The organism is Sulfuricurvum sp., from assembly GCF_049277495.1.
Taxonomy (GTDB): Bacteria; Campylobacterota; Campylobacteria; order Campylobacterales; family Sulfurimonadaceae; genus Sulfuricurvum.
The window spans coordinates 18398-44089 of record NZ_JBASYM010000072.1; the positions used below are offsets into that span (position 1 = coordinate 18398).

Consider the following 25692-nt stretch of genomic DNA (forward strand, 5'->3'; position numbering starts at 1 on the left):
TTATGAAATATTGGATGCTGAACCTTATCGCCCTGGCCCTTTTCTCCGGATGCGGCTATCAGCCTGCAAGCTATTATGCTAAGAACGTTTTAGGCGATAGTGTCAGTACCGAAGTCATTATTTCTATGGAAGATCCTCAAAATACGGTGATCATCAAAGATGCCGTGGATACGGCGGTCATTACCAAATTCAGAACGGCATTGCTTCCCAAAAACAGTGCGAAGACGCATTTGAAAATCGCGATTTTATCGGTTTCTTTTACCCCATTGCGCTATGATACAAACGGGTATATCATTACATATCGAACCACGGTCGTTATGCACATCGACCGTATTTTTGGCGAGAAAACGAAAGGGTATACAACGCAGGGGATGTATGACTTTGCGATTGAGCCGAATGCGATTATTACCGATCAGGCACGATTTGTAGCAATCAGCCAAGGGGCACAAAAAGGGATCGACGCATTTATCGCGCAAGTAGCGGCGCAGGGTGCGAACTCGCAATAAGGGGCCAAGATGACCATCAACCAAATCGTCCGAAATACTGTCGATCGTCTTAAAGCCGAAGGGAAAGTGTGGACTCCCGATACCTATGCGGAAATCTTTTGCAGCGAAGCCAAAAAAGCGGGCTTCGCGGTCGAGGATTGCACCGGAATTGAGCGTTTTGTTACCCTTTTGGATAAAAAAACGGCAGAGGAAATCAAGCAGTACCGTGTCCGGACAACGGCGGAACTGATCCGGTTTCTAATCTCCAAAATGAGCCGGCTCAATCCGAGTGAAGCCTCCGTACTGGTGGAACTTTTAAGCTCTCTGGCCAAAAAAATGGCGCAATGTATGGATGTGCTCCATAATCACGAAGCATCCGCCCTCGCTAAAAAAACGATTGCGATTTTGGAAACTCAGGGTGGATCGACCCAGATCGATTTACTGAAGCAGGCATGGACGAATTTTCTCTCCCTCTACGATGACTCGTTTTTGATGAAATTAGCCCAATTCGGGACAGTAGACACAACCAATCTGCGCAAAACAATTGAGGGATTGAATTTTGAAGCAGATTCCAAAGGAGGGACAGATTATCCTAAAATCGTCCGTCTTCTGGTCTCTTCGCTCGTCCCCTCCATCGCTCCGACAATGGATGATGGAACCATTCAGCTTTCTCAAAAACTGCGGGACAATCCGGCTTATGTTGCTTCGGATGAGTGTGAAAAAGAGCTAAAGTTAGCGATTGCCATGCGTGTATCTTTAGATAAACAAAGCGTTGAAGATATGGTGAGATCCCTCGATACTCTCCTCGAAAAACTATCGGCACAATTGATCGAATTGATAGAACGGAGTGAAAACTCAACGACAGAGATCCGAGAAGTCAAACGTGACCTTGAAGCGCTTGAAAGCAACAAACCGACCGATTTTAAAACGGCGCACAAACGTCTTTATGCGATTGCGAGTACTTTGGAAGAGAAAGTCGAAGTGCTCAGCAAAGATTTGAAAGTACACAATGAAAAAGTGACACAGATGGGGAAAAAGATCGCTTCGCTGGAATCAGAACTGGCGCAAGCTAATCAAGCTTCTCGGGAAGATTTTTTGACCAAGCTTTTTAACAAACGGGCGATCGAAGAGTATCTCAGTATCAAAGAGGCGGAGTTTGTGCGTCATGAGCGGAATTTTTGTGTCGCAATGCTTGATTTGGACCATTTTAAAGCGGTGAATGACACCTACGGCCATGATGCCGGAGATGCCGTTCTCCTCGCATTTTCAAAAATACTCAAAGAGGAAGCACGGACGAGCGATATTATCGGACGTTACGGCGGAGAGGAATTTTTAGCCATTTTGGGGGATACGGATTTAGCGGGAGCCAAAGTATTCTGTGAAAAGGTACGGGCTCATGTCGAAGCTGCCCATTTCATGTATCAGGGTGAGAGGATCAATGTCAGTGTCAGTGTCGGCATTGGACAGAGAAGTGATTATCCTTCGCTCAAAGGGACGGTGAACGGTGCGGATGAGCGGTTGTATGACGCCAAACGCAAAGGACGAAACCGCGTCGAGCCTGCATGACATTAGAGCCTTTTTTAGCCCAAAAACCACTTTTTTACGATGTGATCGATATTGAACGCTTCCCTAAAGCGTTTAAAACCATTGAACATCTTCTCCCTAAACCGAAAATCATCCATCTTGTCGGGACAAACGGCAAAGGCTCGACTGGACGCTTTTTAGCCACGGCCCTGCATCGTGCCGGAAAAAAAGTGGGGCACTACACCTCTCCCCACATCCTCCGATTTAATGAGCGGATATGGATGAACGGTTCTGAAATAAGCGATGATACTCTCGAAGAGGCCCATCAAAAGCTCCTTGCTCTTTTACCTTTGAGCGTTGCGGAGGCGCTCAGCTATTTTGAGTATACGACTCTGCTGGCAATGGTTGTCTACGAGCATTGCGAATATGTCGTATGCGAAGCGGGGCTCGGCGGTGAGTTTGATGCTACGAACGTATTTGAGAAAGAGTTGAGCATCTTTACCCCGATCGATTTTGACCATGCGGCTTTTTTGGGGACGACCATCGATTCTATTGCCGCGACGAAACTGCGCAGCATGCAGCACATCGCCCTTTTGGGAAAGCAAAAACATTCAGAGGTGGAACGTATTGCGAGAATGATTGCCCGGGAGCGAAACACAAAACTCTACATCTTGTCCGAGTGCCTCACCCCGCAGATGGAAGAGATCGCATTGCATCTTGCCCGGAAAAACGGCCTCAGCGATTATTTACGCGATAATCTCATATTGGCGATGGCTGCATTCGCATTATTGGGATTTGAACCGACCGAGTCGCTGTTTGACCAAGATGCCCTGTTCGGCCGATTAAGCAAAGTTTCTTCGAATGTAACCCTTGACGTAGGGCATAACGCTTTGGCCGCGGAGTCTATCGCCAAAGCCTATGCCGGACGAAAGGTGACCCTAATCTACAATACGTATGCGGATAAAGAGTATCGTGAAATTTTGACCCTTTTAAAACCTGTTATCGAGTCGGTGGAAATTATTGATGTTCATGAGGGACGGATCGTAGAACGCAGTGCATTGGAAAATGCATTGAACGATTTGGATATTGTCTATCAATCATTTGAAAAAATTAACAGCAACCAAGAATATTTAGTCTTCGGCTCGTTCAGCGTAGCCGAGACGTTCATTAAATTTTACACGCGATTGGAACGAGTCCCAATACGCTACGTTAACACTGGGTTCTCTTCGGCAGAGAGCCCGCGCACCGGTGCGCTATTAGAAGAGGATAATTAACAAATATGTCACAAGCACGATGGTATGAATATTGTAAGAACAACCCGAAGAATCGTCCCGATATCCTTCTCTGCGAAGATGCGAAAGAGGCCTCCGAACTGAGCGATGTTTCGACCTTTTTGGAGATACCGCATATCGTTTTACCCGATTTTCGTGCCATTTACATGGACGATCTCCGCCCGTTTTCCGAAGAGCTTTTCGCCCTGTTTGCCGCTTTGCGTACCTACTACAGCGCTTCGAAAAAACCGCTGGTGATTTCGCCGGTAAAAACCTTGTTATTTCCCCTGCCGAATGCTTCACTGCTTCAAAGCGAAACGATCGAGTTTGCCTCCCGTATCGATTTGGGAGTATTCAAAGAGAAACTGCTCCATTGGGGCTACACCTTTGTAGACATGGTCGAAATGGAGGGGGAAGTCTCCCATCGGGGTGATATCCTCGACATCTATGTCCCCAACCAGAGCAATCCTTATCGGATCAGTCTTTTTGACGATGAAGTTGAAGAGATCAAAGCGTTCGATGTCGAAACCCAGCGCACCGATAAAGAGGAGCTTGCCTCTATCGAAGTGACCAGTGCTTTTTTCTCCCTCGATGCGGTTCAGTATAAGCATTTTGAAAAAGCGATTGCCTCCGCACCAAGCGACAGTTTTGTCAAAGACATTGCTTCCCTCGGATTTTGGGTTCTGGGCAGCGAGGGTGTCGATTTGTGCGAGGGGAAAAAAGTTCTCCGTATTCGGGAGATGAAGTCCGCTTTGGATGAAGCATACGGTCTGAATCAGCCTGTATTGCCGCGCGAGCGGCTAGAGGTCGATATCCTTCCCGAATCGGAACGCTACACCCCTCTGGGCGGTGGTAATTTCGAGACCCTTCGAAGCGTCCATAAAAACAAAAAATTCACCCTGATCGCCGCAAGCGATACGCAGCTCAAAGCGGCGGGTATTTTTGAACTCAAAGGAATCAGTGTTAAAACATCGGGGATCGTCCTCAATCTGATCGGCCCGGATGAGGTGATATTCTCTCTCAACCGACATGAGAAAAAACGACGCCGCCGCCGAACCTCCATTCTCCTCGATGATCTGAAAGTGGGCGATTACGTCGTCCATGAAGAGTATGGGGTAGGGATATTCGTCGGGATTGAGCAGGCGGAGATTCTCGGGGGGATCAAAGATCTCGTCGTCATCAAATATATGGGGGATGACAAACTTCTCCTCCCGGTCGAGAACCTCGACACGATCGACCGCTATATCGCTTCGGGATCCCTGCCTGTGCTGGATCGTCTGGGCAAAGGAAGCTTCGGCAAACTCAAAGAGTCTGTCAAAGCCCGATTGTTCGAAATCGCCTCGGAAATTGTGGGAATCGCCGCAAGCCGTGCGCTGATCAAGGCCTCGGTCATCAATGTCGATGCCGGAGAACTGCGCCGTTTCCAAGCCGCTGCCGGATTTGACTATACACCGGATCAAGCGAGTGCGATCGCTTCGATCATACGGGATCTCTCTTCGGGACAGATCATGGATCGGCTCCTCAGCGGAGATGTCGGATTCGGGAAGACCGAGGTGGCGATGAATGCCATCTTCGCCGCGGCACGAGGGGGGTACCAATCCCTTTTGGTCGTTCCGACGACATTGCTCAGTTCTCAGCACTTTCAGTCGCTCAAAGCCCGTTTGGCCCCGTTTGGGCTTCGGGTCGCGAAACTTGACCGCTTTGTCAGCACCAAAGAGAAAAATGCAACGCTTCGCGCGTTAGAGGCGGGAGAGCTCGATTGTGTCGTCGGAACCCATGCCCTTTTCGGTGTCCGATGTGACAAACTCGGAATCGTTATTATCGATGAAGAACACAAATTCGGGGTAAAACAAAAAGAGAAGCTCAAATCCCTTTATGAAAACGTTCACCTCCTCAGTATGAGTGCGACACCGATCCCCCGCAGTTTGAATCAGGCCATGAGCTCGATCAAGACCATGTCCGAACTGCTCACCCCGCCGAGCGAGCGTTTAGGGGTACGTACCTTTGTCAAAAACTATGATGAGAAACTGATCAAAGAGGTGATATTGCGCGAACTCCGCCGCGGCGGTCAGGTGTTCTACGTCCACAACTCGATCGACTCGATGGTGATCAAATCGGGTGAGCTCAAAGCGATCCTTCCCGATTTGCGTATCCTGATCCTCCATTCGCAGATCAGTGCGACCCAAACCGAAGACGAGCTTGCCAAGTTCGCAGACCGCCAATACGACGTACTTCTCGCCACCTCGATCATCGAATCGGGTATCCATATGCCGACGGTCAATACGATGATCATCGACGGAGCGGACCGTTTCGGGATGGCCGATCTGCACCAGCTGCGCGGACGGGTCGGACGGGGGCATACCGAGGGGTATGCCTATTTCATCGTTGATGATAAAGACCATCTCACCGAAGAGGCGAAAAAACGGCTTGTCGCCCTCGAATCGAACTCATTCCTCGGAAGCGGATCGATGCTGGCCTATCATGACCTCGAAATTCGCGGCGGAGGAAATCTCGTCGGCGATGCCCAAAGCGGCCATATCAAAAATATCGGATATGCCCTTTATTTGCGGATGCTCGAAGACGCGATCAAAATTCTCACCAACCAAACGACCGCAGTGCGGGCAAAGGTGGATATCAAACTGACCGTCAGCGCGTTTATCAGCGACGAGGTCGTCAGCGAAGACCGCCTACGTCTCGAACTCTACCGCCGCCTCAGCCATTGTGAAACTCCGAGTGAGATTTATGAGATCGAAGAGGAGGTCGGTGACCGTTTCGGCAAGCCGGACAATCCGACCAAACAGTTTTTCGAAATCATGGTGATCAAACTGCTCTGTATCGAAAAGAAGATCAAAATGGTCAGTAACTATGCCCAAAACATCACGATCGAATATCAAAGCGGTGTCAAAGAGACGCTGCAGAGTAAAAGCAAAGACGATGACGATCTGATCGCCACCGTATTGCACTACCTTCGCACGGCGAAGCCAAAGAGTATTTAATGAGTTTTTGTTCCTATTACGATACCTATCAATGCCGTTCATGCAGTTGGATCGATTACCATTATGCCGAACAGCTGAAACTCAAAACAGATCGTTTGCATACGCTTTTGAAGCCGTTTGAGCCGCAGGAGTGGCTGAAGCCCGCTACTTCGCCTATAAAAGGGTTCCGAAACAAGGCCAAAATGGTTGCAACGCCTGCCGCTGATGGGGTAGTGTTAGGGCTTTCCGAAGAGGTGAGCCTGATCGAGTGCCCCCTGTATGATGTCAGTATGCAAAAAGTGCTGCATACCGTACAGCAGTGGCTCCGTGAGTTAGGGGTCAAAGGGTATGATGTTAAAAAGAAAAAAGGGGAACTGAAATACGTTCTCCTGACCCGGAGCACCTCCAACGGCTCGATGATGCTCCGTTTCATCCTCCGTTCGCACGGAATACTCGGACGGTTGGAGAAGGGTCTGAGCGATTTGCTTCTGCGCGCACCGGAGCTCAAAGTAGTGACGGTCAATATCCAGCCGGTACACATGGCGATTTTAGAAGGGGACGAAGAGATCTTTTTGACCGAACAGACGCGATTGGAAGAGCGGTTAAACGGCATTCCCCTCTATATCCGTCCGAAAAGTTTTTTTCAAACCAATGCCGAAGTGGCGGAAAAGCTCTATCGTACGGCTGCCGAGTGGGTCAACGAGGCGAAACCGGCACGATTATGGGATCTGTTCTGCGGAGCAGGGGGATTTGCGCTGCATTGCGCCACTCCTGAACGGGAGATTATAGGGATCGAGATCGAACCCGAGGCGATTGCCTGTGCGCGTGATTCCGCTGCACAGCTGGAGATGAAGAATATCCGCTTTGAATCTCTCGATGCGGCAAGCTTCGGGGCAAGTTCGGGAGCAAAACCGGATGTCGTCATCGTCAATCCTCCGCGTCGGGGGCTGGGTGAACAGCTGTGCAAATGGCTGGAAAGAGTATCTCCCGAGAACATCATCTATTCGAGCTGCAATGCGGTGACATTAGCCAAAGATATGGAGCGTCTGAGTTCGTATGAGTGTACAAAAGTACAGCTGTTTGATATGTTTCCCCATACGGAACATTATGAAGTACTGGTTTTTTTGAGAAAGATTTAGGAAGAGCTCTTTTCAGGGCTAATCCTTAAGTTGGCGATTATATACATTATAGAGATTGGAAATGGTTCGTACTGCGACAGCAATCCGAGGTTTTAGTGTCAGTTGGATTATAGGGCAGTAGAATTAATATTCAGCCGTATAGAGCTTGCCGAAGGCGTCTAAATAGGTGAGATACAGCCGCACGTCAAATTCGAGCTGATGGTAGGAGGGCTCGATGTGGGTACAGAGTTTATAAAACGCCTTGTTGTGCTCTTTCTCTTTGAGATGGGCGAGCTCGTGGGTGACGATCATCCGCAAGAACGGTTCCGGGACTTTTTTGAATAGATGCGAAATGCGGATCTCATTTTTGGCCTTGAGTTTCCCCCCCTGCACCCGTGAAATAAAGGTGTGGGTTCCGAGAGCGGATTGCAGATCACGGATCTTGGTATCATAAAGCACTTTCGAAATCGGTGCCGAACTGCGCAAATGGGCATTTTTGAGTTCCATCACATAGTCATAGAGGGTTTTGTCTGTCGAGCAGAGGTGGGTATCGGGATATTTGCTTAAAAGATGTTCTCCCAGACTCTGTGCCTCGATGAGGTTTTGTACCTGATTGCGGATCTCTTGGGGGTAATGGGCTAGGTATTTAAGGGTGTGCATTTGAAATTATAGTATAGTTTCATATAATCAAACGGCTCAGGAATAAAATCCTTTCGCCTGCAGCTGCCGAGATGGCACTGAAGCTTGCTTTTGCAAAGCAGAAAATTATCGTCTAAAGGTAACGAGGGATGGACCACCAAAAGATCGACGAACTCGTCGCCAAGATCAAAGCACTCGAATCGGAACTGGAAGTCGAACTTCATCAGGAGTATGAGCGGTTCACCTGCGAAATTACGAAAAAACGCGAAGAGATCCTCGCCTCCTATCAGAAAGAGCGTCAGGGAGCATTGCGGTATCTGGTGAGCGCTCCGATTTTGCATCTGCTGAGTTCCCCGATTATCTGGTCGGTTCTGATCCCCGCGTTGATTTTGGACGCTTTTGTGAGCTTTTATCAGTGGATCTGTTTTCCGATTTATAAGGTCACCAAGGTCAAACGGAGCGACTACCTCATTATTGACCGTCACCGCTTGGAATACCTCAATATTATCGAAAAGCTCAACTGCCTTTATTGCAGCTATTTTAACGGTCTGATGGGGTACATCACCGAGATCGCCGGCCGCACCGAACAATACTGGTGCCCGATACGCCACGCCACGCGGGTCAAATTTATGCATAACAATTATAAAAAATTCTTCGATTACGGAGACAGTGACAACTATCGTCAGAGAATTGCAGAACTCCGAGAGGATCTCAGAGAGGAAAAAGAGTGAAAATAGCGTTTATCGGAGATATCGTCGGCCGCCCGGGACGGGTAATGATCAAAGAACATCTAAAGAGACTCCGCCGAGAGTACGGCATTGATCTCGTCATCGCCAACTATGAGAATGCCTCCCACGGCTTCGGGCTCACCCTCAAAAATGCCCAGGAACTTCTGGATTCGGGAATCGATGTCATGACCGGAGGGAACCATACGTGGGACAAAAAAGACATCCTCCCTCTGCTCGATTCACTTCCCCTCCTGCGCCCGCACAACTATCCCGAAGGGGTACCGGGGAGCGGATGCCGTATACTCGAGGTTGGGGGAGAGAAAATTGCCGTTTTGAACATCATGGGGCACTACGGAATGCCCTATGTCGACAATGCCTTCCGATGCGCCCGTGATACCGTCGCACACCTCAGAAATGAGGGGATTGACCATATCTTCCTCGATTTTCATGCCGAAGCCTCCAGCGAAAAGCGTGCGATGCTGATGCTACTGCAAGGGCAGGTCAGCGGCATCATCGGAACCCACACCCATGTCGGAAGCGATGATCTCCAGATTTCTCAGGGGACGGCGTATCTCACCGATATCGGTCTCAGCGGCTGTCGCGACAACGTCATCGGGATGGATCCGAATGTTCCGCTGGAGCGGTTTCTCACCGGAATGGCGGGACGGTTCGAAGTCCCCGAAAAATGCCGAAAGATTCTCCAAATCGCCATTATGACCCTCGAAGAGGGGAAATGTACCGAAGCGTTCAAACTCAAGATCTTCGATGACGGCAGAGTGATTCGCACCGATGCGTGGATCGAGGAATAAGTGGAGCTTCAAGACTCTTTTGACCTTTTCAGCGCATTAGAGCGACTCCGCCTTCTCGAAAACTCTCCGCCGTTATGGTGGCCGTCGTATGGGACTTTTGAGGTCGTCGTCGGTGCCATCCTCACTCAAAATACCCAATGGACACGCGTCGAGATCTCCCTCGAAAATCTCCGTATCAACGAACTACTATCCCTTCACACGCTGGCCCATTGCGATGCAGAGGATTTGATGGAATTGATCCGTCCCAGCGGACTGTTCAAAGCCAAAGCCTCAACCCTCATCCGTTTGTCTCAGGCAATCCTCGCAGATTACGGCAGTTTCGAGGAGTTCTCTCTTAGCGTAGACCGTGACTGGCTGTTAGCCCAAAAAGGGATCGGCCCCGAAACAGCCGACTCCATCCTCTGCTACGCCTGCGCCCGTCCCGCTATGGTCGTCGATGCTTATACCGCGCGGCTGTTAAACGCGTTCGGATACGAGTTTGAGAGTTATGACGAGCTTCAGGAGTGGTGCGAAGCGGGAATCCGAGGCTATTTCGACACCGTTCAGCTTCCAGCCGCGTTTGCACGATTTCATGGGATGATTGTGGAGTATGTGAAGGGGAATAGTAAGGGGAAAGCGGTAAACATTGCACAATTATCTATATGATTAGTAAAAAATGCTATTATTTGTCAAATAATATTTTTAGGCTTTGATTTGAAGTTTGGTTATGTAGTTTTGATTTTTTTTCTTTCGATATTGAATCATTTTATGATTATTGGATATCAAGGGATAGAGCGGTTTGATCCTGATATTTGGTTTGTAAATGTAACGAATGATCTAGATTCTACCTGTTATAGAGGTGCATTGGCAAATGATTTGAGTAATCGTTTGATTACTCAAGATATGACGAAACAAGAAGTAATCAATCTTTTGGGTGAGCCAGAACGAATCGGTCAAAAAGATATGAAATATGAGATGGATTATTCTTTGGGGTTCTGTAGTATGGCTGATTATAATAGTCTTATAATTCATTTGGATAGTTCAGAAAGAGTTGAAGATGTTCATACAAGACAACATTAAGTGGATAGAATTGCCTAAAAAAATAGTTTTGTTGGCATTAGTTTATTCTTTTTTATTTCCTGTGACCTATTTAGTTGGTGGTATGATCGCCACAATCGGAAATCTGGTTACTTTTCCATTTTTACCAGGTGCTTGGATTGTAAGTAAGGGATTTGTTTATTTATTTGGGAGTGGAAATATTTATCTATTTGGATTAGCGTTTGGAATATTTTTTCAGATTTATATTATTGCGATGCTATCTAAAAAATGTTTTATTCTTAAAACACGAGACAAATGTATTAGCTGTGTCTTACCGAAAATGGCATTGTTTATATTTTTAATTTTTTGCGCGACTTTGTTGTTCTATGCAATAATGTTTTATATTTATTCACATAGATGATTGTTTTAAATACCTCTTTCTCGCTTATCAACCGCACTTTTATCTCAACAACTTCTCCAATTCCCCCAGCGTATCAATTCGATGCGTCGCCTTCGAAAAATCATGCGTTGTCGTAAAATCGTTATAGACGATGACGCAGTCGATTCCCGCCGCTACGGCAGAGCGTAATCCCCTCTCGGAGTCCTCGACGATGATCGTCTCATGTTTTTCTCCGCCCAGACGTTCCAATCCCATCAGATACGGATCGGGGTAGGGTTTGGCGCGGGGATATTCGCCGCTGCAGAGGACGAAATCCATATAGTCGGTAATCCCGCGAGAAGCATGGATGAGGTCGAAATCGCATCGCAGAGCCGAGGTGACGATCCCCATGCGGTAACGTTGTGAAAGTTGCTCTAGTACCTCCCGTACTCCGGGGATAGCGATATCCTCGGTGCGGAGGTAGTGCTGATAGAGTTCGTTGCGGCGTGAGCGCCATTTATCGGTCTCAGAGATCGGCACCCCCGCTTCTTCGGCGATGAGAAAGGCGCTTTGCCCGTGGATCATGATATCTCGGTAGCGCTCCAGGGTGAGGGTGAACCCCATCGAATCGAGCACTTCGGCGCTGGCGGTATAGTACCAGTGCTCGGTTTCGACGAGGACGCCGTCGTTGTCAAATAAAATCTGTTTTTTCATAGGGTTAAAAGACCTCTTTGACCCGTCCCACTTCTCCGCTCATCAGACGCACTTTGATTCCATGCGGGTGATTGGGGGATTTGGTGAGGATGTCACGGACGATGCCGTCGGTCAGTTTTCCGGTCGATTGGTCCTCTTTTAAAACGATCGTGACACGTTTGCCCGACATGATATTTTTTCGCTCTTTGCCATCCATACTCTGTTCCTTGCATTATTAAAGTGCAATCATATCGAAATAGACGATAGAACTGCATTTGCATATCTTTCATCATATAACCGCAAAAGGGGAACTATGACGATTGACGTCAACCTGCATCAGACAAATGAGGACTTTTTTGATAATCTGGATGAGATTATGGAAGATACGATGGTACAGATGTTTATTCTCCATCCATCGACGGAGAGTGAACTCGCCCATGCCAAAACGGTTGCGGGGGAGAATGGGAGTGTTTTTTACTCTCTCCCTTTGCATCTGCATAACGAAGCGGATGAAAATTGTGTCGCGTTTTCGATCAAAGATGAACAAGACCGTAATCTTCTTCCCGTATCGGGCAAACCGATCGTGATTGATGAATCGTATTTGGATGAGGCACTGGTATCGGCTTTGGGCGGATGTCGGGGAATCATCCTCAATGCGACACAGGAACACGAGGCATTGGAGCGTTTTCACCTCGCATTGGGTGCGGAGAACATCGGAGCGTTCGATACAAAGACGCTCAGTACGCTGAGTATGGATCGGATCGTACTCCAAAGCAGTTATCCGAGCCGCGGTTTTGAAGAGATGACGGATGCGGTCAAAGTGATTTCGGATGCGATGTTCCGTCCGGAACAAAGTATTATCGCCCGTGCGACGAAAAGTTCACTGGAGTTGTTCGGATTCCGGAAAAGTTAATCGATAAATTCTGTTTTGGCAACGGAATGTGAATGGTGAAAAGGTTATAATTTCATTTATAATTTTACATTTCAGGGGAATAAATGATCCGTTTTGCAGTGATCGCTATCTTGGCAGTTTTAATGTTGGGCGGGTGTACCGCCAAAGAGTTTAACAGTGGTGTGAATGATGCTACCGACGGAGTGACACGCGTCATCCGCGGAACGAACAACTAACTACTGATTGGCGTTTAGCACGCCAATACTTCGATACAATCTTCACCTTTAGGGACGAGGCAGAGAAAGCTGTATGCTTCCTCTCCGAGGGTCTCATAGCTATGCGGTACCCCTGCAGGGATCAGCAAAATATCTCCCGCTTTCGCCTCTATCGTTTGATCTCCGATAATGACTTTTGCACGGCCGCCGAGAACGTATTGTTCATGCTCTACCGTATTGGTATGCAGCGGCATGTGTCCGCCGGCATCGATGGTGAAATTGCGCATTGCAAAGTTGGGGGACTCATCCGGGGAGAGGAGCATCTTCATGCTCACCCCTTTTCCGGCTTTTTGGGGAGCGGCTTCGATCGTGTCAAGTTGTTTGTGCAGGAACATGGTTACCTCATAAAGTGTTAATGACGAAAGGGTAGCACAGAAACGTTTTACAGGCGTTAAATTTTTTTAACGTCTATAGTATAAAAGCTGTCCTTTAAAGGGGAGGGAGAGATAATCGGTATGGATCGGTTTGCTTTGAGTATGGGAAAAATTGAGACTCACCATTTTTTTGCTGAAGGTAGAGTGGTTGCCTCGGCCCGGATCGACAATAATCACTTCAGAAGATTTAGACGTATGGCGATCGATAAATCCCGCTAAAAGCTCTACATGGTCTCTCTCATACAAAAGGTCGCTTCCGATGATAAGATCGAATTCACCCAGAGTGTCGTCTAAGTCCCCCCATCCTGCACGAGTAAAAGGGATGAGTTGATCATTGTTGATTCGGACATTTTCATTCATGAAACGTTCCGCTTCAGGATGGTAATCAGTAGCGGTGATATCGGCGGATCGGTGATTGAGGACGAGACTTGCCAGTCCTATCCCGCATCCTACCTCTAAAATCCGTTTGCCTGCAATATCAAAATCGCTCATGAGATGGGCGAGAATCTTGCTAGAATCCCAGATAACCCCAAACATGGGCCATGAAGCGGAGGATATCCCCAGTTTTTCTGCCATATTGTCAGTATCATAATATTGCTGCGTATCACGGAGTGTTCGAACATGGATGTCGGAGTCTGGAAATTCGAAGGTTTGGTAGCGGAATCGTATGGCGGGCATCGGAAATCTTCGCGCTTATGCGCGAAGATTTAACCATGACGGAGGATTGTCGAAACTGAGTTCGCTTTCGTGCCAGTCGGTTTTTTCACCGCTTCGGGCGTGTAATTGACCGCCGATAAGGGTATATTGTAAACCCGTTACATTGCTGGTAAGTTTCTTACCTTCTTTGAGTGCTTCTAAAACAGCTTCTTTGCTTTCCATAGTGGTCCTTTTAAATCGGCTCGGAAAAACACCTGACAGTGTCTTAGTAAAATGATTTGGAGGATGGGCAGAAGAATCTGCCCGAAGGGAGAGTTACAGTGCTGTAACGTTTTCTGCTTGTGGACCTTTGTCACCTTGACCTACTGTGTAAGTCACTTTTTGACCTTCGTCAAGAGAAACACGGCCATAACCAGTGCTGTTGATTTGACGGAAGTGTACGAATACATCTTTCCCGCCGTTATCTTGTTGGATAAATCCAAAACCTTTTTCGCTGTTGAACCATTTTACAGTTCCGTTTAGTACTTCTGCCATAATAAACCCTTTGTTTTAAAAATACACTCCGTTGCCGAAGTGGTCGAAAATATAAAGTGGAGTATTCTAAGGTAGATCGTACTGTTAACTAAAAGGTCTTCAATAAAAAACAAACCAAAGATGAAACTCTAAATCATCTTTCAATACCTGAAGTATAGCTGAAAAGTATAAATAAAACAAGGAAATCACATAGTTTCCAGCATAGTACGTCAAATAGGGGGCTCATTCTCTTCATTTTAGCCTTAAAGAAGTCAAAGAAGAAAAACAGATGCAAAAAAACTAGGCGAAATTAAAATTTTGGTGGCTACAATCAATCAAAAATTAGGCTGTAAATTATGAATACGATATCCAAACAAGAAGCGATTAAAGGGGCATTTTTCGGTGCCATCGTCGGGGATGCACTGTGCCTCGGAAGCCATTACGAGTATGATGCTCATAAAATATATGAAGCCTACGGCAAAAAACCGATCGAAAAGTATATGTCTCCCGGCGAGATGATGGGGGGACAGACTCACGGAATCGGGTGGGGTGAACGCAACTATCATCCCGGCAAGAGCGCCGGAGGAACCACGGATTACGGCGATTATAATATTCTGGTACTGGAGCATCTGGCGGCGATCTCCTCCCCACCGAGAGCGTTTGACGTAGCGGCGATGATTCCCCATTGGATGAATCGGCTCGAAAACGGATGGGGCTCATGGATATGCACCATGACCAAAGAGACCTATGGGCAAGTGAGACGGGGGATGAGTGTCGAACAGCTCGGCGGTATCTCCAATGCGATGGCGATTCGTCATGTTGCCGCGCATGGGTATTACGAAAGCGAAGAGGAACTCTCCGATGTTGCGCGCAAAGCGATGTTCACCCATAAAGATCTCCATGCCCTCGGCGGAGGGGAGTTTTTTGCCCGGGTGACCCACCGCGTGATCCAAGGGGCCAAGCCTGCCGATGCCATCGAAGCGGTAGCGGTACAAATGGGGGGCTTCTTTGAGACGAAAGTCGCTCAGGCCATCGCAAAGTTCCGCGAAGCGACGGATCCGGATAGCGCACTTTCGAAAGAGCCGTTTGCCGATGATCTGGCATTGACGAGTATGGCCCGGTTATGGGATATCGGACGCTCCGAACCGATCAAAGTAGGCAAAGCCAGCCCGACGGAGGGGACGCTTCCGGGAGCGGTCTATTTTATTTTAAAATATGCCGATCAGGAAGAGGGGCTGAAAAAGGCGCTGCAGGCGAATGCGATGGTCGGCGGCGATAATGCTTCACGGAGTATTGCGATCGGAATGGTGCTCGGTGCGTATAAAGGGGTGGATGCGATTCCCCGTGAGTGGAAAGAGACCCTCGATCAGTGGGAATATTGCGAAAACCTGCTCAATAAACTTCCGTTACTCAAAAGTTAAATAACCGCAACCAAGGAGCCTATATGGAAAACAGTAAAGAAAATATCTATGAAACGGATGCATTGGTTTCCCAATATTGTGAGTTTCAATACGGCAATGAATATTTAGGTATTGAAAATTTTGCAAAAGTCTGTGCCCGAAAAGCGAGTGCTTATTCAGCAATGACGCCGCAACGACGCGCTCTAGATCTGGGGTGTGCAACGGGACGGGCTTCGTTTGAACTGGCCAAAGTGTTTGAGCACGTTACCGGGATTGATTATTCGCAAGCATTTATAGACGTCGCGCAGAAGATCCAACGGGACGGGTGCATAGCCTATACCCAAAACGGTGAGGGTGCCATTAAGCAGCGTAAAGAGGTCTGTCTGGAATCGCTTGGACTTAGCGGCTTAGAGGAGAAGATCGAGTTCGTTCAGGGAGATGCCTGCAATCTGATGCCGGACATCGGCGAGTATGATCTGGTTATGGCCACCAATCTCATCGACCGTTTGTACGAACCGCAGCTTTTTGTCAACAATATCCATACCCGTATCAAGGATGAGGGGTATCTGGTCTTGACCTCGCCTTATACCTGGATGGAAGAGTATACGGCAAAAGAGTTTTGGATAGGGGGCTATTACGATGCCAAAGGGAATGAAGTGAGCACGCTAGAGGGGCTCAAAGCAATTTTAAACGAGTATTTTGATTTGGTAGAGGTCGAAGATGTTCCGTTCGTCATCCGTGAGACTCCGCGAAAATATCAATACACACTTTCACAGATGTCCGTTTGGAAACGGAAACAGCGATAATTTCTAGACTTTTGATTGCACCGTTATTTTAGTCGCTTCAAACAGCTCGGCGGCTTTTGCGATCATCGGTTCTTTCAGGACATCGGAGCCGTCAAACTCTTTCACACTGCTTTCATCGCATTCACTCACACAGCTTCCGACACCGATTTCCGCCTCTTCGACCATGGAGGAGGGCTCACTCAAGGTTTCCGGTTCGGCTGCTGCAGGTTCCTCCGGTTCACTCACCGAAGGAGGGGTGATTTCTTCGGGAGTTTTGGTACATCCCTGGGATTTTATCTGGGTCTCGATACCGTAAATCTCCCGGACAAACTGGCGGATAATGCCGAAGCTGTTTTTGAGGAGTTCTTTATCCCCGTCTTCCGCACAGCTCTCCCAGGTCAGGGTATTGTTTTCATACGAGAGAAACGTGACGTTGTTTTTAAAACATGATCCCAGCTCTACGCTGCGGTCGCTGATCCGCTCACACAGTTGTTCAAACGGGGATTTTTGCGGCGCTGCAACGGGGGTGACATGGATCGTCGGGTTTTCAACCACGGCTGCAGGGGCTTTTGTCGGAGCATGAGAGACCCGTGATTCGAGGGACTCGATCATCTCATCGATCTCTTTGATCTTCAGCGCTTCGATCATTTTAAAGAGGACGAGGCTGACGACGAATCCGCCGTCGGCATTGATCGCAAAAAGGGTCTTAGCGTCGCTGAGGATTCGGAAAAAGCGTTCGATCACCAGCGGGCTGAAACGGTGATCTCCCTCATAAAGGCGTTCTTTGAGATACGCGATCAGTTCGTCGACAACCATCTCCGATTCATACGCTTCGAGCTCTTGGAGCATAGAGATAAGGCTCCCCCGGTCTTTGGCAAAAATGGCGTCAAAAAGGCGGCTGATATAATCAGGATCGAGCAGACCCAGCATATCAGCGACCGTTTTAACGTCCACGAACCCTTTGGAGTAGATGATCGCCTGATCCATCAGGGTCAGAGTGTCTCGAAGACTCCCCGATCCGCTGCGGGCCAAAATATCGAGTGCCTCGGGCTGGTAGTCGATTTTTTCGAGATGGAGAATATGACTGAGATGGTGGACGATATTGGGGTGGCTGATCCGTTTAAAACGAAAATGCTGGGTACGGCTCAAAATTGTCGGAGGAAGTTTCAGCGGATCGGTCGTCGCGAGGATAAACTTAACATACTCCGGCGGTTCTTCGAGGGTTTTAAGAAGGGCGTTATGCGCCTCTTTGGTGAGCATGTGTACTTCATCGATGATGAAGATTTTGACTTTGCCGCTGGCCGGTCGGTATTTGGTGTGTTCGATCAGGTCCCGGATATCATCGATTTTCCGGCTTGACGCCGCATCCATCTCGATAATGTCGATATGGCGCCCTTCGTTGGCCATGACACAGTGGGAACAGACATCGCAGGGGCTGGAAGTAGGGCCGTTTTCACAAATCAGCGATTTGGCAAAAATCCGTGCGGTAGAGGTTTTCCCCGAACCGCGAAGTCCTGAGAAAAGATAGGCATGGGAAAGGCGTTTGGAATCCAATGCGAGCGAGAGAGTTTGCGAAATACTCTCTTGTCCGATGAGCTCTTCGAAGCGTCGGGGACGATATTTTAACGCTAAGACTTCAGATGGTGTGCTCATGGATTCCCTTCAAATTAAGTGCTAAGAGTTTAGCACGGTTAAGCTAAATTCAACCACTCTTTGGCGACGCGTCGAAGCCCTTCCGGATTTTCAGAGGCAAAAAACTTCAGTGAGGTATGTTCAAACCGTTTGGTGAAATCGTAATGGCTTTCCAGATATTCGACGATGGCTTCCCCTGAATGGATAAGGGTGCTTTTTCCGTCAAAATAGCTGTCAATCGCCCCTGCCACCAAGGGAAAGTGCGTGCATCCGAGGATGATCGCATCAGGTTTTTCGCTAAGGGTGGCAAAATAGTGATGCAAGGCGCTTTGGAGTACTTCCCCCTCATACAGACCCTCTTCCACAATCGGAACCAGAAGCGAGGTCGCGATCGCACTGAGGTTTGTGTATCCCAGTTCATGGAGTTTTTTTTCATAGGCCCCCGATTTGACGGTTGCTTTGGTTCCGAGAATCAGGATATTGGACCCGGTATGCGGAATGGCATTTTTAAGGGCTAACACTCCCGGATCGACAACCCCGATAACGTCATAATCGCTGTGTTCTCTCATCTCATCCAGCGCATAGGCGCTTACGGTGTTACAGGCGGTGATGAGCAGGTCGATTTCAAAGTTTTTGAAAAATTCGAGGGCTTCGAGGGAGTAGCGGATGATGGTGTTTTGATCTTTGACCCCGTAGGGGACGCGGGCGGTATCGCCGAAGTAGATGATCTCTTCAAAAAGTTTGTGTTCTAATAGGGACTTGACAACACTCAAGCCCCCGACACCGCTATCAAAGACTCCGACTCTCATCTTATTTGGTCGACTCGTTCATACTGTCGAGGAATTCGGTATTGGACTTGCTTTTGAGCATCGTACTGTAGAGGAAGCGGAGCGCTTCGACTTCATCTTCTTGTTTATGAAGCATCGAACGGAGAACAAATACTTTTTGCAGTACGTCGGCTCCGAGGAGGAGTTCTTCTTTACGGGTTCCCGATTTGAGAATATCGATGGCCGGGAAGATACGGCGATCAGAGATTTTACGGCTGAGTACGATCTCCGAGTTTCCGGTCCCTTTGAACTCTTCGAAAATGACTTCGTCCATACGGCTACCCGTATCGACAAGAGCCGTTGCGATGATCGTCAAGCTTCCGCCGTTTTCGATGTTACGTGCCGCACCGAAGAAACGTTTCGGTTTGTGCAATGCGTTCGCATCCACCCCGCCCGAGAGGACTTTTCCCGAACTCGGAGTAACGGTATTGTAGGCGCGTGCAAGACGGGTGATCGAGTCGAGCAAAATAACGACGTCTTTGCCGAGCTCGACGCGGCGTTTGGCACGTTCGATGACCATTTCAGCCACTTTGACGTGGTTTTTCGCCGGTTCGTCAAAGGTTGAACTGTAAACTTCCCCTTTGACGGAGCGTTCCATATCGGTGACCTCTTCGGGACGTTCGTCGACAAGAAGAACCATCAGCTCAATTTCTGGATGGTTGCTCGTGATACCGTGGGCGATCTCTTTCATGAGCTCGGTTTTTCCCGAACGCGGAGGAGCGACGATCAATCCGCGCTGACCTTTACCGATCGGAGAAAACAGATCCATCATACGGCCGGTGAGTTTGGTCGGCTGGTATTCGAGTTTGATCTGCTCTAATGCATAAAGCGGAGTCAGGTTTTCAAAGAGAGGTCGTTTTTTAGACTCTTCGGGAGGAAGGTAGTTGATCGCTTCGACTTTGAGAAGGGCATAATAGCGCTCCTGGTCTTTCGGCGCACGAACCTGACCCGTAACGATATCCCCGTTACGAAGAGCGAAACGGCGGATTTGGGTGCTGGATACATAGGCGTCATGAAGCGAATCGCTGAACCCTTGATCCACTGCACGTAAAAAGCCGTAACCGTCCTGCATAATTTCCAGAATACCGGTAAAGAGGATGAATCCCCCTTGCTGTACTTGGGTTTTAAGGATTTCAAAAATCAAATCTTGACGTTTGAGTTCGTTAGGGTCTTCGATGCTTAATGACGTAGCGATCTCTAAGAGGTCTTCAAGCTTTTTAGTACGGAGTGCTTCGATCGTAAACCCGTCAACAGGGATGTGAGTACGATTTTTCGAGTTGTTGTTTCGAGGAGTTTTTGCGGTATCGCTCATGCGTGGAATGCCTTAAAGTGTGTGGATTTAATCGGCGAGTTTTAGGTGAGATGTCATGGACAGGTCATTGTTTTGTTCCGACATTATAAACTATCACTGAGCAGCTTGTCAAGAAAAGTAATTTGAGACGTAACATTGTATTAAAAAAGTTTAAGATTGAGTTTCAGGGCTATCATGTTTCCCTGCGGGATCAGGTCAATGATAAAATAAGGATGGCGATAGTAGAGCATCGGTAAAAATGCAAATCCCGAGTTGTCTCGTCCCTCCGTGCACTCAACCGACCGTATTCCGTCGAAACAGTATCCGTGCTGATAACCGATGACTCCGTAAATGCCGAAATTGCCGTAAAGGTCGTAGCGATATCCTCCGGCGTAGATATCGGTCGTTCTGTCCCGTGAGTTGATAAAATGCAGATAAGCCAGAGTATAGCGTCCGTCGAATACCATCTCCGCACCGAAGGCATCATGTCTGCCATTAAAATCGGTTCCGTCTTCTTTGGTGCTGAAGTGGTGGGACACTATCCCGAGCGTTGCGTAGAGATCAACCTCTTTTCCTGCAAGCGTTGAGAAGAGCACTAAGAGATAAAAAATGGATTTCATACAATGATTTTATCTTAAAAAACAGGAAAAGACTTTCCATTGATGAAGTTGTGAACGGTTTTTGCTATGTAGCTTTAATCGTATGAATAAACATATTTTAAAGGTTCAGCTTGCTCGATTTTTTCAAAAAGAAAACCGAAGAAACTCCTCTGTCCGAGACGGCGGTAGAAACTCCACGAGATTTTACCAATTCGATCGGAATGGAGTTTCTCTATATTGACGGCGGAGAGTTTACGATGGGTCGTAATCCGCAGTATAACGAGGGGGGAGATGTCGAGTCTCCGGCACACAGTGTCAAATTGAGCGGATTTTGGATTTCAAAATACCCTGTAACCCAAGAACAGTATTTTAAACTGACCCGCGTCAATCCGTCGTATTTTAAAAATGACAAGGTTGAAGAGGAGAGCTCGCGCCGCCATCCGGTGGAACAGGTGAGCTGGTTTGACGCGAAAGCATTTGTCGAGCTGCTCAACCGATATGAGGGGAAAACCCGTTTTTATGCGCTCCCTACCGAATCACAGTGGGAATATGCTGTCAAAGCGGGGGGAAATACCCGATTTACGTTCGGCGATTCGGAAGCGATGCTCGATGATTACGCGATTTATGAGTACAGCTCCAACGGAAGAACGGCGGTGGTAGATTCCAAAACCCCTAACCGGCTGGGGATCTATGGACTGCTGGGGAATGTATGGGAATGGTGCGAAGATGATTTCTTTGCCAACTATAACAATGCCCCGAGCGATGGAAGTCCGCGTATCGGCGGAGCGGAGGGGGAATCGTTTAAAGTCCGCCGCGGGGGAAGCTATAAAACGGGCTACTTATGTTTACGCAGTGCGTTTAGAGGCTATTCCCGCCCCGATTTAACGGCAAACGATATCGGATTCCGTCTCGTCATCAACGGTGATCCGCTTAAATAATATTTACAAACGTTTCGGGAATGAAATCCCCGAAACTACGCTAACGCTGAGTTTTACCCGCAAGGGGCACAATGTCCTCGGCGGAAAGCCCACGCGTAGTAAACCACGCTTAAATAAATTCTCCGCTCTCGTAAAGCCATTTTCCGTCTACTTTGAAAAAGCGGCTTTTCTCTTTCAGAGAGCCTTTGTCGAAGAGCGCTTCAAAGGTAACAAAAGCTTCACTCTCTCCGTCGATAAATTCATGAATCGTTAATCCTACAAATCGGGTGCTCTGCGAAAACCGGAGAATACTCTCTTTCCATTGTTCTCTGTCTGTCGTGTAATCGGAATTGTCCGGATGGGTCGTATCCATTATATAGTCACTCAATCCAAGGGCAAAAGCGCTGTAGCGCGAACGCATCAGTTTAAGTGCCGTAGCGGGGAGTATGCCCCGGTGATAGGGAAGACAGCATTTTTTGTATTTTTCGCCGCTGTGGCAGGGGCAGGGTGCATTTTGGGATAGTTTCATAAGCCTAATCATACGTCAATCCCCCTTAGAAATGTTAATAAGGATGAAATAAGGGTTAAAAATGTACTCTTGTTGAAATCAAAAAAAGGGATGATATGTCGTACTATATCTGGTTGATATTGGGCGTTCTCGCATTGGTTATTGAAATGATGATGCCGACTTTTTTTGCGCTGTTTGCGGGAATCGGATTTTTATGTGCCGCGGCAGCCGCTTTTTTCGTGCCTGAATCACTTGTTATCCAGTTGGTCATCGCATCGTTATTTATGGTCATCGGGGCAATCATATTTAAAAAACGGGGGATCGGTGATGATCCGCGCGATGCGGTCGGAACCCACAACGAGTTTGTCGGAATCCGGGGCGTCACTTTAACCATAGTTTCACCTCACGAAGAGGGGGAGGTCGAATTGTATCAGCCGATAGTCGGAGAGCGTCATTGGCCGGCGGTTAGTCTTGAAGGGACAATCGACCTCAATCGAGAAGTTCGGATCGTCAAGCTTGATGGCAATACGCTGATCGTCGAAAAAGTTTAAAAAGGATTTTTTATGGATGCAGGTCTTCTTTTTTCATTAGTATTAGTTGTCGCGGTAGTCTATACCCTTTCTCAAATGGTGCGTATCGTACCGCAAGGGGAAGAGTGGGTCGTAGAGAGATTGGGAAAATATCATACGACGCTTTTGCCGGGATTGCATCTGCTCATTCCCATCGTGGATATCGTTGCGTATAAAATCGTGACGAAAGAGCTGATCCAGCAAACCCGTGAGCAGGAGGTCATTACGAAAGACAATGCCGTCGTGATCATCAGTGCCGTTGTTTTTTACCGCGTAACGGACCCGGGGAAAGCGTCGTATTCGATCAGCAATTTCGAGAGTGCGGTTGCCAATATGACGACAACAACCTTGCGTGCGGTGATCGGGGGGATGACGCTTAACGAGTCTCTGTCGCAGCGCGATGTGATCAAAGCGGAAGTGGCCGGAAAGATCCGCGATTCACTCAGCGGATGGGGACTGACTCTGGGTAATTTGGAAGTACAGGATATTCGTCCGAGCCAAAACCTCCAAGAAGCGATGGAGCGCCAAGCGGCGGCGGATCGTGAACGCGAAGCGGCAATCTTGATCGCGGACGGGCAGAAACGGGCTGCCATCGCACAGGCTGAAGGGCAAAAACAGTCGGTGATTCTGCAGGCGGAGGGGAGACTCGAAGCGGCAAGACTCGAAGCGCAGGCAAAAGTGGAACTGGCCGAAGGGGATCGCAAGTCCATGATTGTTGTAGCGCAAGGGTTTGCAGGGGGAGAAGCGTCACCTCATTATTTATTGGCTCAGCGCTATATCGACAGCGTTAAAAACCTGAGTGAATCGGCAAACTCCAAAGTCGTCTTCATGCCGGCGGATTGGCAGCAAAGTCTTGCCGGTGCCGTAGGATCATTGGGGTATTTGGGGACAGCCTTGGGGGAGAAAAAATAGGGCAGATTGCCATCATTTTTAGCTCTTAGAGCAGATTGGCTATAATCGCTCTATGATGTACCAAATAGTAACCCTTATTGCTCTCGTAACCATCGGAATTTTGGGATGGGGATGGATACGTTCACGTCAGGAACTCTCCCTTCTCCATTCCCAAGCAGAACAGATTCAGGCTATCGCCGCGCAAGAACACACCTTACGGCTCGAAACCCAAAGCAAACTGGAACAGCGTCAAAACGACTATTATACACTCGAACGCGACTATGCCGTCCTTCATACTCGTCATGAGGAATCGGCACGTGCTTTTGAGGAAAAAATACGCCTTCTCGACGAAGCCAAACTGCAGATGAAAACGCAGTTTGAGCAGCTTGCCGCACAGATATTCGAGCAAAAATCCAAAACATTCGATGAGGCCCATACGAAAGGGATCGATCTTCTGCTCAAACCGTTCCGTGAGCAGATCACCAATTTTGCGGCTCAGAGCAAGGAGCAGTTTATCCATGATGCCAAAGAGCGTCAAAGCATTAAAGATGAAATCCTCCGCCTCAAAACATTGAATGAACGGCTCAGCCAGGATGCCATCAATCTGACGCAGGCTCTCAAGGGCGAGAACAAAACCCAGGGTAATTGGGGTGAGATCGTATTGGAACGGGTATTGAAAGAATCCGGCCTCCGCGAAGGGCATGAATACGATATTCAAACGACGTTAAGCGATGAAGAGGGGAAAAAATTCCGTCCCGACGTGATTGTCCATCTGCCTCAGAATAAAGACATTATTATCGACTCGAAAGTCTCTCTCGTCGCCTATGATGCTTTTATACGTGCCGAAAATGATGAGGAACGTTCGCATGCGCTGAAACAGCATCTTTTGTCGATTCATGCCCATATCAAAGGTCTCAGCGGCAAACGTTACGAACAGCTTAACGGTGTTCGGACATTGGACTTTGTTTTGTTGTTCATGCCGATCGAGGGGGCCTTTTTACTTGCATTGGAGCAGGATAATACCTTTTTCAAAACAGCGTATGAACAAAATATCGTCGTTGTCTCTCCCTCTACCTTACTGGTGACGCTTCGTACTATCGAGCATATCTGGCGAAGCGAGTATCAAGAGCGCAATGCCAAAGCGATTGCCGAATCTGCCGAAGCGCTGTATGAAAAACTGGTGGCGTTTGTAGAGGATATGGAAAAGATCGGAGAGCAGCTGAATAAAACGCAAAAAAGCTATGAAGGGGCGATGAACAAGCTCTCAACCGGACGGGGAAATTTGATCCGCCGTGCTGAGGTGATGCGAAAACTCGGACTAAAACCGAAAAAAGGTCTTCCCGAGTCGCTGATTGAGTCTATTACGGATGAGGAATTTTAACCTTCGAATTGAGAAGCGCTCCGATGAGTATCATCAGCGCGAGTACCCCAATCCATCCGATAAATCCCGAGCCTAGCCATACCAACCACAGTAAAATCGCTCCCAGCGGTGTCGGAACACCCGTAAAATGTTTGGCTACTTCTCCCGCATCGGCATTGATATTAAACTGGATCAGACGGCGCAGACCGCTGATGACATAATAGATCGAAGCGATGGAAGTGATGATGAGCGGAAGCCCGGAAAGATGGGTATAGACGGACTGGAAGATAAAAAAGGTCGGAACCAAAACGAAGCTCAGAAAATCGGCGAACGAATCAAGCTGAATGCCGAATTCATTCGAAAGACCGAATTTACGGGCGATTTTTCCGTCAATGATATCAAAGGCTCCGCCCATCCATGCAAGGATGACAGCTAATATAAAATGGTTTTGGGTAATGAAGTAGGTTGCGAGAAGACCGCAGGTAATATTTGCCATTGTTACCAAATTGGCGAGATTGAAATGACTCGTTGAGCGCCATAAAAATTGCATGAAAGTCCTATTGG

The 25692-nt window shown here is 48.1% G+C and carries 31 protein-coding genes; 18 read left to right on the forward strand and 13 right to left on the reverse strand.

All coding sequences use genetic code 11. From position 1 onward, the window contains the following. Positions 1-2 precede the first annotated feature (2 nt). From WAO38_RS12685 to rlmC, 5 genes are read left to right on the forward strand one after another with little or no spacing between them, the layout of a single operon-like run. Positions 3-506 (forward strand): hypothetical protein, encoded by a 504-nt coding sequence (locus tag WAO38_RS12685; RefSeq protein ID WP_422237621.1) that lies wholly within the window; start codon positions 3-5, stop codon positions 504-506. A gap of 9 nt (positions 507-515) precedes the next feature. Continuing rightward, on the forward strand, positions 516-2051 hold the full coding sequence (locus WAO38_RS12690; RefSeq protein ID WP_422237623.1) for a diguanylate cyclase: 1536 nt from the start codon (positions 516-518) through the stop codon (positions 2049-2051). Beyond that, entirely contained in the window at positions 2048-3283 is a 1236-nt protein-coding gene (locus WAO38_RS12695; RefSeq protein ID WP_422237625.1) for a bifunctional folylpolyglutamate synthase/dihydrofolate synthase, read from the forward strand. Before WAO38_RS12690 ends, WAO38_RS12695 begins: the two co-directional genes overlap by 4 nt. A gap of 5 nt (positions 3284-3288) precedes the next feature. Then, positions 3289-6276 (forward strand): DEAD/DEAH box helicase, encoded by a 2988-nt coding sequence (locus WAO38_RS12700; protein ID WP_422237627.1) that lies wholly within the window; start codon positions 3289-3291, stop codon positions 6274-6276. Further along, entirely contained in the window at positions 6276-7394 is a 1119-nt protein-coding gene (gene rlmC, locus WAO38_RS12705; RefSeq protein ID WP_422237629.1) for a 23S rRNA (uracil(747)-C(5))-methyltransferase RlmC, read from the forward strand. The genes WAO38_RS12700 and rlmC overlap by 1 nt, the downstream gene beginning before the upstream one ends. A 123-nt stretch (positions 7395-7517) precedes the next feature. On the opposite strand, the gene WAO38_RS12710 is transcribed toward rlmC, so the two are convergent. Continuing rightward, positions 7518-8033: a YgjP-like metallopeptidase domain-containing protein gene (locus WAO38_RS12710; RefSeq protein ID WP_422237631.1), complete on the reverse strand. Its 516-nt coding sequence runs from the start codon at positions 8031-8033 to the stop codon at positions 7518-7520. Positions 8034-8161: 128 nt separating this feature from the next. On the opposite strand from WAO38_RS12710, the gene WAO38_RS12715 reads away from it, so the two are divergent. Genes WAO38_RS12715 through WAO38_RS12735 form a run of 5 tightly spaced genes read left to right on the forward strand, consistent with a single transcriptional unit; the run spans position 8162 to position 10987 of the window. Beyond that, positions 8162-8743: a hypothetical protein gene (locus WAO38_RS12715; protein ID WP_422237633.1), complete on the forward strand. Its 582-nt coding sequence runs from the start codon at positions 8162-8164 to the stop codon at positions 8741-8743. Continuing rightward, a complete protein-coding gene (locus WAO38_RS12720; protein ID WP_422237635.1) occupies positions 8740-9549 on the forward strand; it encodes a TIGR00282 family metallophosphoesterase in 810 nt (269 codons plus the stop codon). The genes WAO38_RS12715 and WAO38_RS12720 overlap by 4 nt, the downstream gene beginning before the upstream one ends. After that, a complete protein-coding gene (locus WAO38_RS12725; RefSeq protein WP_422237636.1) occupies positions 9550-10194 on the forward strand; it encodes a 3-methyladenine DNA glycosylase in 645 nt (214 codons plus the stop codon). Between the two features lie 48 nt (positions 10195-10242). After that, entirely contained in the window at positions 10243-10608 is a 366-nt protein-coding gene (locus WAO38_RS12730) for a hypothetical protein (RefSeq protein WP_422237638.1), read from the forward strand. After that, positions 10586-10987, forward strand: a complete 402-nt coding sequence (locus tag WAO38_RS12735; RefSeq protein ID WP_422237640.1) for a hypothetical protein — start codon at positions 10586-10588, stop codon at positions 10985-10987. Before WAO38_RS12730 ends, WAO38_RS12735 begins: the two co-directional genes overlap by 23 nt. Before the next feature lie 39 nt (positions 10988-11026). Here WAO38_RS12735 and WAO38_RS12740 read toward each other — a convergent pair whose 3' ends face one another. Both WAO38_RS12740 and WAO38_RS12745 read right to left on the reverse strand, forming a co-directional pair. Continuing rightward, positions 11027-11659: an HAD family hydrolase gene (locus WAO38_RS12740; RefSeq protein ID WP_422237642.1), complete on the reverse strand. Its 633-nt coding sequence runs from the start codon at positions 11657-11659 to the stop codon at positions 11027-11029. A gap of 4 nt (positions 11660-11663) precedes the next feature. Next, positions 11664-11855: a YwbE family protein gene (locus tag WAO38_RS12745; protein WP_422237644.1), complete on the reverse strand. Its 192-nt coding sequence runs from the start codon at positions 11853-11855 to the stop codon at positions 11664-11666. Positions 11856-11951: 96 nt separating this feature from the next. Here WAO38_RS12745 and WAO38_RS12750 point away from each other — a divergent pair, with 96 nt between their 5' ends. Next, positions 11952-12551: a hypothetical protein gene (locus WAO38_RS12750; protein ID WP_422237646.1), complete on the forward strand. Its 600-nt coding sequence runs from the start codon at positions 11952-11954 to the stop codon at positions 12549-12551. Between the two features lie 83 nt (positions 12552-12634). Beyond that, positions 12635-12766: a hypothetical protein gene (locus WAO38_RS12755; protein WP_422237648.1), complete on the forward strand. Its 132-nt coding sequence runs from the start codon at positions 12635-12637 to the stop codon at positions 12764-12766. A gap of 14 nt (positions 12767-12780) precedes the next feature. Here the strand turns inward: WAO38_RS12755 and WAO38_RS12760 are convergent, their stop codons facing one another. The 4 genes from WAO38_RS12760 to WAO38_RS12775 all read right to left on the reverse strand — a co-directional run bounded on the left by WAO38_RS12760 (position 12781) and on the right by WAO38_RS12775 (position 14370). Further along, entirely contained in the window at positions 12781-13140 is a 360-nt protein-coding gene (locus WAO38_RS12760) for a cupin domain-containing protein (RefSeq protein ID WP_422237649.1), read from the reverse strand. Positions 13141-13206: 66 nt separating this feature from the next. Beyond that, complete coding sequence (locus WAO38_RS12765; protein ID WP_422237650.1) at positions 13207-13857, reverse strand: class I SAM-dependent methyltransferase; 651 nt, start codon at positions 13855-13857, stop codon at positions 13207-13209. A gap of 15 nt (positions 13858-13872) precedes the next feature. Beyond that, positions 13873-14058, reverse strand: a complete 186-nt coding sequence (locus WAO38_RS12770) for a hypothetical protein (protein ID WP_422237651.1) — start codon at positions 14056-14058, stop codon at positions 13873-13875. Positions 14059-14151: 93 nt separating this feature from the next. Next, positions 14152-14370 (reverse strand): cold-shock protein, encoded by a 219-nt coding sequence (locus WAO38_RS12775; RefSeq protein WP_295051972.1) that lies wholly within the window; start codon positions 14368-14370, stop codon positions 14152-14154. A 335-nt stretch (positions 14371-14705) separates the two neighbouring features. Between WAO38_RS12775 and WAO38_RS12780 the strand changes: the two genes are divergently transcribed. Next, positions 14706-15770 (forward strand): ADP-ribosylglycohydrolase family protein, encoded by a 1065-nt coding sequence (locus WAO38_RS12780; RefSeq protein ID WP_422237653.1) that lies wholly within the window; start codon positions 14706-14708, stop codon positions 15768-15770. Positions 15771-15793: 23 nt separating this feature from the next. Then, a complete protein-coding gene (locus WAO38_RS12785) occupies positions 15794-16555 on the forward strand; it encodes a putative 4-mercaptohistidine N1-methyltransferase (protein ID WP_422237655.1) in 762 nt (253 codons plus the stop codon). A 3-nt stretch (positions 16556-16558) separates the two neighbouring features. Here WAO38_RS12785 and WAO38_RS12790 read toward each other — a convergent pair whose 3' ends face one another. From WAO38_RS12790 to WAO38_RS12805, 4 genes are all read right to left on the reverse strand, one after another. Then, complete coding sequence (locus tag WAO38_RS12790) at positions 16559-18187, reverse strand: DNA polymerase III subunit gamma/tau (RefSeq protein ID WP_422237657.1); 1629 nt, start codon at positions 18185-18187, stop codon at positions 16559-16561. 38 nt (positions 18188-18225) lie between these two features. Further along, positions 18226-18975, reverse strand: coding sequence for a glutamate racemase (gene murI / locus WAO38_RS12795; RefSeq protein ID WP_422237659.1), 750 nt, complete (start codon positions 18973-18975; stop codon positions 18226-18228). Position 18976: 1 nt separating this feature from the next. Next, positions 18977-20305 carry a transcription termination factor Rho gene (rho, locus tag WAO38_RS12800; RefSeq protein ID WP_422237660.1) on the reverse strand — a complete coding sequence of 443 codons (1329 nt, stop codon included), beginning with the start codon at positions 20303-20305 and terminating at the stop codon, positions 18977-18979. A gap of 140 nt (positions 20306-20445) precedes the next feature. Continuing rightward, the gene (locus WAO38_RS12805; RefSeq protein ID WP_422237662.1) at positions 20446-20904 is read right to left on the reverse strand and encodes a hypothetical protein; all 459 of its coding nucleotides are present in this window, start codon (positions 20902-20904) and stop codon (positions 20446-20448) included. A gap of 110 nt (positions 20905-21014) precedes the next feature. Between WAO38_RS12805 and WAO38_RS12810 the strand changes: the two genes are divergently transcribed. Then, positions 21015-21821, forward strand: coding sequence for a formylglycine-generating enzyme family protein (locus WAO38_RS12810; RefSeq protein WP_422237664.1), 807 nt, complete (start codon positions 21015-21017; stop codon positions 21819-21821). Positions 21822-21930: 109 nt separating this feature from the next. Here WAO38_RS12810 and WAO38_RS12815 read toward each other — a convergent pair whose 3' ends face one another. Next, positions 21931-22329 (reverse strand): YchJ family protein, encoded by a 399-nt coding sequence (locus WAO38_RS12815; RefSeq protein ID WP_422237666.1) that lies wholly within the window; start codon positions 22327-22329, stop codon positions 21931-21933. Between the two features lie 95 nt (positions 22330-22424). Here WAO38_RS12815 and WAO38_RS12820 point away from each other — a divergent pair, with 95 nt between their 5' ends. The 3 genes from WAO38_RS12820 to rmuC are packed head-to-tail and all read left to right on the forward strand — an operon-like array spanning position 22425 to position 25149. Continuing rightward, positions 22425-22859: an NfeD family protein gene (locus WAO38_RS12820; RefSeq protein WP_422237668.1), complete on the forward strand. Its 435-nt coding sequence runs from the start codon at positions 22425-22427 to the stop codon at positions 22857-22859. 12 nt (positions 22860-22871) lie between these two features. After that, on the forward strand, positions 22872-23789 hold the full coding sequence (locus WAO38_RS12825; protein ID WP_422237670.1) for an SPFH domain-containing protein: 918 nt from the start codon (positions 22872-22874) through the stop codon (positions 23787-23789). A 52-nt stretch (positions 23790-23841) separates the two neighbouring features. Continuing rightward, positions 23842-25149 (forward strand): DNA recombination protein RmuC, encoded by a 1308-nt coding sequence (gene rmuC / locus WAO38_RS12830; RefSeq protein WP_422237672.1) that lies wholly within the window; start codon positions 23842-23844, stop codon positions 25147-25149. Here rmuC and WAO38_RS12835 read toward each other — a convergent pair. Continuing rightward, positions 25130-25678 carry a CDP-alcohol phosphatidyltransferase family protein gene (locus WAO38_RS12835; protein ID WP_422237674.1) on the reverse strand — a complete coding sequence of 183 codons (549 nt, stop codon included), beginning with the start codon at positions 25676-25678 and terminating at the stop codon, positions 25130-25132. The genes rmuC and WAO38_RS12835 overlap by 20 nt on opposite strands. Between the last annotated feature and the right edge of the window lie 14 nt (positions 25679-25692).

Coding starts and splice junctions, on each gene's coding strand:
- WAO38_RS12750 (WP_422237646.1), top strand. CDS start 11,952: ATGACGATTGACGTCAACCTGCATCAGACAAATGAGGACTTTTTTGAT.
- WAO38_RS12765 (WP_422237650.1), bottom strand. CDS start 13,857: ATGCCCGCCATACGATTCCGCTACCAAACCTTCGAATTTCCAGACTCC.
- rho (WP_422237660.1), bottom strand. CDS start 20,305: ATGAGCGATACCGCAAAAACTCCTCGAAACAACAACTCGAAAAATCGT.
- WAO38_RS12760 (WP_422237649.1), bottom strand. CDS start 13,140: ATGTTCCTGCACAAACAACTTGACACGATCGAAGCCGCTCCCCAAAAA.
- WAO38_RS12695 (WP_422237625.1), top strand. CDS start 2,048: ATGACATTAGAGCCTTTTTTAGCCCAAAAACCACTTTTTTACGATGTG.
- WAO38_RS12805 (WP_422237662.1), bottom strand. CDS start 20,904: ATGAAATCCATTTTTTATCTCTTAGTGCTCTTCTCAACGCTTGCAGGA.
- murI (WP_422237659.1), bottom strand. CDS start 18,975: ATGAGAGTCGGAGTCTTTGATAGCGGTGTCGGGGGCTTGAGTGTTGTC.
- rmuC (WP_422237672.1), top strand. CDS start 23,842: ATGATGTACCAAATAGTAACCCTTATTGCTCTCGTAACCATCGGAATT.
- WAO38_RS12820 (WP_422237668.1), top strand. CDS start 22,425: ATGTCGTACTATATCTGGTTGATATTGGGCGTTCTCGCATTGGTTATT.
- WAO38_RS12790 (WP_422237657.1), bottom strand. CDS start 18,187: ATGAGCACACCATCTGAAGTCTTAGCGTTAAAATATCGTCCCCGACGC.
- WAO38_RS12690 (WP_422237623.1), top strand. CDS start 516: ATGACCATCAACCAAATCGTCCGAAATACTGTCGATCGTCTTAAAGCC.
- rlmC (WP_422237629.1), top strand. CDS start 6,276: ATGAGTTTTTGTTCCTATTACGATACCTATCAATGCCGTTCATGCAGT.
- WAO38_RS12785 (WP_422237655.1), top strand. CDS start 15,794: ATGGAAAACAGTAAAGAAAATATCTATGAAACGGATGCATTGGTTTCC.
- WAO38_RS12835 (WP_422237674.1), bottom strand. CDS start 25,678: ATGCAATTTTTATGGCGCTCAACGAGTCATTTCAATCTCGCCAATTTG.
- WAO38_RS12745 (WP_422237644.1), bottom strand. CDS start 11,855: ATGGATGGCAAAGAGCGAAAAAATATCATGTCGGGCAAACGTGTCACG.
- WAO38_RS12740 (WP_422237642.1), bottom strand. CDS start 11,659: ATGAAAAAACAGATTTTATTTGACAACGACGGCGTCCTCGTCGAAACC.
- WAO38_RS12735 (WP_422237640.1), top strand. CDS start 10,586: ATGTTCATACAAGACAACATTAAGTGGATAGAATTGCCTAAAAAAATA.
- WAO38_RS12755 (WP_422237648.1), top strand. CDS start 12,635: ATGATCCGTTTTGCAGTGATCGCTATCTTGGCAGTTTTAATGTTGGGC.
- WAO38_RS12825 (WP_422237670.1), top strand. CDS start 22,872: ATGGATGCAGGTCTTCTTTTTTCATTAGTATTAGTTGTCGCGGTAGTC.
- WAO38_RS12710 (WP_422237631.1), bottom strand. CDS start 8,033: ATGCACACCCTTAAATACCTAGCCCATTACCCCCAAGAGATCCGCAAT.
- WAO38_RS12700 (WP_422237627.1), top strand. CDS start 3,289: ATGTCACAAGCACGATGGTATGAATATTGTAAGAACAACCCGAAGAAT.
- WAO38_RS12815 (WP_422237666.1), bottom strand. CDS start 22,329: ATGAAACTATCCCAAAATGCACCCTGCCCCTGCCACAGCGGCGAAAAA.
- WAO38_RS12715 (WP_422237633.1), top strand. CDS start 8,162: ATGGACCACCAAAAGATCGACGAACTCGTCGCCAAGATCAAAGCACTC.
- WAO38_RS12770 (WP_422237651.1), bottom strand. CDS start 14,058: ATGGAAAGCAAAGAAGCTGTTTTAGAAGCACTCAAAGAAGGTAAGAAA.
- WAO38_RS12780 (WP_422237653.1), top strand. CDS start 14,706: ATGAATACGATATCCAAACAAGAAGCGATTAAAGGGGCATTTTTCGGT.
- WAO38_RS12775 (WP_295051972.1), bottom strand. CDS start 14,370: ATGGCAGAAGTACTAAACGGAACTGTAAAATGGTTCAACAGCGAAAAA.
- WAO38_RS12685 (WP_422237621.1), top strand. CDS start 3: ATGAAATATTGGATGCTGAACCTTATCGCCCTGGCCCTTTTCTCCGGA.